The organism is Flavobacterium cyanobacteriorum (genome assembly GCF_002251835.1).
Classification (GTDB): Bacteria; Bacteroidota; Bacteroidia; order Flavobacteriales; family Flavobacteriaceae; genus Flavobacterium; species Flavobacterium cyanobacteriorum.
Genome location: NZ_NOXV01000138.1, coordinates 1 through 4,795 on the forward strand (window position 1 = coordinate 1; position 4,795 = coordinate 4,795).

Consider the following 4,795-nt stretch of genomic DNA (forward strand, 5'->3'; position numbering starts at 1 on the left):
TCAAACCCCGTTATTTTTAAACTTACACACTTTTTGGGATAGTGTCTTATTTTTTATAAAATTCGGTAATTTTTTTGGCTTTTGACGGCCCTACCACCTTAGAAATTTCATTTTCAGGTGCTTCTTTAAGCCTTTTTACTGATTTAAAGTGCTTCAGCAGGGTTATCATGGTTTTTTCGCCAATGCCCGGAATGGCTTCTACAGAGGTTTGCAGGGCACTGCTGCTGCGCTTATTCCTGTGGAAGGTTATGCCGAAACGGTGCGCTTCATTACGCAGGTGCTGGATTATTTTTAATGTTTCTGATTTTTTATCCAGGTACATGGGTACCGGGTCGCCGGGGTAATATATTTCCTCCAGCCGTTTTGCTATGCCTATTATACTTATTTTTCCGCGCAGCCCAAGTTCTTCAAGGCTTTTAAGCGCTGATGAGAGCTGCCCTTTGCCCCCGTCAATAATTATCAGCTGCGGCAACGGCTGGTTTTCTTCCAGCAGGCGCCTGTACCGGCGGTGTACTACTTCTTCCATGGAAGCAAAATCATTAGGCCCTTCTACCGTTTTTATATTAAAGTGCCTGTAATCTTTTTTGCTGGGCTTTCCGTCTTTAAATACCACGCAGGCTGATACCGGGTTAGTACCCTGTATGTTTGAGTTATCAAAACATTCAATATGCCTTGGCTCTTCCGGCAGCCTCAAATCTTTTTTCATCTGGGCCATTATACGGGTGGTATGCCTGTCGGGGTCCACAATTTTTTCCTGTTTCAGCTGATCCATCCTGTAGGAACGCGCATTCCGCTCACTAAGGTCAAGTATCAGTTTCTTATCGCCCAGTTTCGGTACGCTTACCTTAATATCCTCTCCCAGCTCAACAGGGAAAGGCACCAGTATTTCCTTAGAGCGGAGATTGAACCGCTTCCGCATTTCCACTATAGCTATTTCCAGCAGTTCCTCGTCCGGCTCATCAAGTTTTTTCCTGATTTCCATGGTGTGCGAACGGATAATTGCCCCGTGTGATACCTGTATGAAGTTGATATAGGCTGTAGCCTCATCTGATATGATACTGAAGGCATCAAGGCTGGCGATTTTAGGATTAAATACGGTTGACCTGGACCTGTAGCCCTCCAGTATGTCTATCTTGTTCTTTATCTGCTGGGCTTCTTCAAACCGCATCTCTGCCGCCAGTTCCTGCATTTGTTTCCTGAAGTCCCTGAGGCTTTCCTTAAAATTCCCTTTCAGTATTTCGCGTATGGCATCCACATGGTCCTGGTAGGTGCGGAACGACTCATGCCCTTCACAGGGGCCTTTGCAGTTGCCTATGTGGTACTCCAGGCACACTTTGTATTTACCTGAAGCTATGTTAGCCTCGCTCAGGTCGTAATTGCAGGTACGCAGGGCATATAGTTCTTTTATGAGGTCCATCAGTGTATATACGGTCTTAAAGCTGGTGTAAGGCCCGAAATATTCTGAACCGTCCTTAATTACTTTCCTCGTGTGGAAAATTCGCGGAAAAGGCTCTTTCTTAATACATATCCACGGGTAGGACTTATCATCCTTAAGCATTACATTATAGCGCGGCTGCAGCTTTTTTATAAGGTTATTCTCCAGCAGCAGCGCCTCGCTCTCCGTAGGTACAACAATATGCTTTATGGTAACAATCTTGCGCACCATTACCCGGATACGGCCGGAGTCGTGTATTTTATTGAAATAAGACATCACCCTTTTCTTCAGGTTTTTGGCTTTACCAACATACAGGAGCTTATCATCCTTGTCAAAATACTGGTAAACGCCGGGGCTGTCGGGCAGGGTTTGTATCTGGAGTTCCAACGGGGTTTGCATACTACAAATTTAGGCTTTAGGGCTTAATAATCAAATGCCGCAGCCTAAACTAAATGCTCTTGCATACAAAAAAATACGGCCCCTGCCCCGGGAATTACGTATTCCATGTATTTCGTCAAGCGCTTTATGAACAACCTTAAATATTCCTGCGTGTAAAATAGCCTGTTGGCCCGGCGCATTACATTTGTAGTCGTATCTTTGCCCCTCATTATACGACTATGTCAAGAGACGAACAACTTAAAGAGCGCTGGGAACAACTCGTAACCTTATTATCCAACCGTTTTGCCGATGGTGAAACCCTGGATCTCGATGCCATTATATACCTTATTGGTGTACAGGAGCTGGGGCAGTTTAGCCGAAAATTTAAGAAAGACGAAAAAATAAACCTTATGCATATAGCCATCTGCCGGCTGCTGGAGTCTTATGGTTACTATGAGTTCAGCCATTTTGATGAAGACGGGTGGCCGCACTATAATATAAAGGAGCAGCTGCCCCCATTAAAAGCCGGCGAACAGGCCATACTGATGAAGGGTGCCATAGTGGACTATTTCCTGGAGAAAGGGCTTATATCCTGATGAATAATAAAAACTGCGGTATAATTTTACAAAACAATTAGGCTGAAATCCCTAAATTTGCACACTTATTTACCGGACGATGATAGACAAGATAAAAGATTATATTGCCGAGGCAGAAGCTTTCTCGACACAAAACAAAGAAGAACTCGAAGCTTTCAGGATAAAGTTCCTGGGCAAAAAAGGCATCCTGAACGATTTTTTCGCGGAATTTAAAAACGTGCCTAACGAACAGAAGAAAGAGTTCGGGCAGGTAATCAATGCGTTGAAAAAGGCTGCAGAGGGCAAGGTAGCCGAACTCCAGGAGTCATTTGAAAGCAGGGAAGAGGCCAAAGGCATATATGGTGACCTTACACGTCCCGGCGAACCGTTCCAGGTAGGGTCGCGCCATCCTATATCTATCGTTAAGAACCAGATCATCGATATTTTTTCCACTATAGGGTTTAATGTTTCCGATGGCCCGGAGATTGAGGACGACTGGCACAACTTTACCGCGCTTAACCTTCCGGAATACCACCCGGCCAGGGACATGCAGGACACATTTTTTATACAAACAAACCCCGACATACTGCTGCGTACCCATACCTCATCAGTACAGGTGCGCTACATGGAAGAAAACAAACCCCCCATACGCACTATTTCACCCGGAAGGGTGTACCGGAACGAAGCTGTTTCATCGCGTTCATTGTGTACATTCCACCAGATTGAGGGCCTATATATTGATAAAGACGTTTCTTTTGCCGACCTGAAGCAGACGCTGCAATATTTTACCAAAGAAATGTTCGGCAAGAGCAGGATCCGCCTGCGCCCTTCGTATTTCCCTTTTACGGAACCAAGCGCTGAAGTTGATGTGTACTGGGGCCTGAAGACCGAAGTTGACTACAGGATTACCAAAGGTACCGGCTGGCTGGAAATTATGGGTTGCGGGATGATTGACCCCAACGTTCTTAAGAACTGTAACATAGACCCTGCTAAGTATAATGGCTTTGCTTTCGGGATGGGTATTGAGCGGATAGCACTGCTTATGTACCAGATAAGTGATATACGCATGCTGTATGAAAATGATGTGCGCTTCCTGGAGCAGTTTAAATCCAGTATATAGTAATGGAAGTTGCCTCTGTCCATAAGGCTGATGTTGCAGAAAAAGGGTTTACGGTAGTTGATGATGTATATTCAGCAGAAGAAATAGCTGCTGTTATTGCAGCTATTGAGGCAGCAGATACCTCCGGCACTACATTTCGCAAGACAGGCGACCTTTTTGCAGTGAGGCAGTTCCTTAAAGAATTTCCAGAGCTTCAGGATATCATTTTCAACATCAAACTTAAAAATATTATCAGAAGCCTTTTCGGCGAAAATTATTTTGTTGTTAAAAGTATATATTTTGATAAGCCACCGGCTTCTAACTGGTATGTTGCCTGCCATCAGGACCTTACAATTTCAGTAAAAGAGCGTATAGAAACCAATGGCTATGGGCCCTGGACAAAGAAGCAGGGACAATTTGCTGTTCAGCCTCCTGTTGAAATATTGGAAAATATAATTACTATCAGGCTCCACCTGGATAATACTAACGAAGCGAATGGAGCTTTAAAGGTATTTCCCGGCTCCCACCTGAACAAGATATACCGGCCTGAAAATATAAACAGGATTAAAGAACCCGGCGAGTTTTGCAACGTTAAAAAAGGCGGGATAATGATTATGAAGCCCTTGTTAATGCACAGCTCGGGACGTACTCAAAATAAAGAGAGAAGAAGGGTGATACATATAGAGTTTTCTTCGGTAAGCCTGCCGGAACCATTGCAATGGGCAGAACAAATGTTTTATTAATAATATGAAAAAAGATATAATAATACCTAAGGTTGAAAATGTATATGTAGCCGCATTGCAGGAATGGAATGACGACTTTATGGAAAACACCTGGTATGCCTACCTGGTGAACGACAGCGATGAAAAGCTTGAGGCCGTTATAATAGTATCAAACGCTGTGGGTGAAATAGACGGTGAGGAGCGAAAAACCTCTACTATGAGGCATGCTTTTACTGAAGTGCTGCCCGATACTGCTGTAAAGATCGAGATGATGGAGGAGAGTGTACTGGCGCTAAACAACAGCTTTATGGTAACGTTCTTTAAAGGCAATACGCTGTATGATAAGGAATATATTTTCAGGGCAGGCAGCATCTCCAAAAATAACCTGCAGGAAATCCCTGTAATCTACAAAGAGGGCGTGCTGGTTCGCTAAATCCCGCCTGCACCACGTCGCTGTACGGCGGTTCACCCACACAAGGCTCAACTTGCCCAGAGGGAAGTCTTTCAAACAATCTATCACTTTTTGGGCGTGTCCCTGAGGGCCGGGCTTTCCGCTGCAAGTCCTCATTCCGCTGCGCTGCATTGC

Annotated in this window: 5 protein-coding genes; 4 read left to right on the forward strand and 1 reads right to left on the reverse strand. The window is 44.6% G+C overall.

Annotated features, from left to right (window positions below; translation table 11 throughout):
• Positions 1–46: 46 nt before the first annotated feature.
• Positions 47–1,834, reverse strand: coding sequence for an excinuclease ABC subunit UvrC (uvrC, locus tag CHU92_RS01955; protein WP_094412066.1), 1,788 nt, complete (start codon positions 1,832–1,834; stop codon positions 47–49).
• Between the two features lie 218 nt (positions 1,835–2,052).
• Between uvrC and CHU92_RS01960 the strand changes: the two genes are divergently transcribed.
• The 4 genes from CHU92_RS01960 (at position 2,053) to CHU92_RS01975 (ending at position 4,642) form a co-directional block, all read left to right on the forward strand.
• Positions 2,053–2,409, forward strand: a complete 357-nt coding sequence (locus CHU92_RS01960) for a hypothetical protein (protein WP_094412068.1) — start codon at positions 2,053–2,055, stop codon at positions 2,407–2,409.
• Positions 2,410–2,488: 79 nt separating this feature from the next.
• A complete protein-coding gene (gene pheS / locus CHU92_RS01965) occupies positions 2,489–3,508 on the forward strand; it encodes a phenylalanine--tRNA ligase subunit alpha (protein ID WP_094412070.1) in 1,020 nt (339 codons plus the stop codon).
• Positions 3,509–3,510: 2 nt separating this feature from the next.
• The gene (locus tag CHU92_RS01970; RefSeq protein ID WP_094412072.1) at positions 3,511–4,230 is read left to right on the forward strand and encodes a phytanoyl-CoA dioxygenase family protein; all 720 of its coding nucleotides are present in this window, start codon (positions 3,511–3,513) and stop codon (positions 4,228–4,230) included.
• A 4-nt stretch (positions 4,231–4,234) separates the two neighbouring features.
• On the forward strand, positions 4,235–4,642 hold the full coding sequence (locus tag CHU92_RS01975) for a hypothetical protein (RefSeq protein WP_094412074.1): 408 nt from the start codon (positions 4,235–4,237) through the stop codon (positions 4,640–4,642).
• The last annotated feature ends 153 nt before the right edge of the window (positions 4,643–4,795 follow it).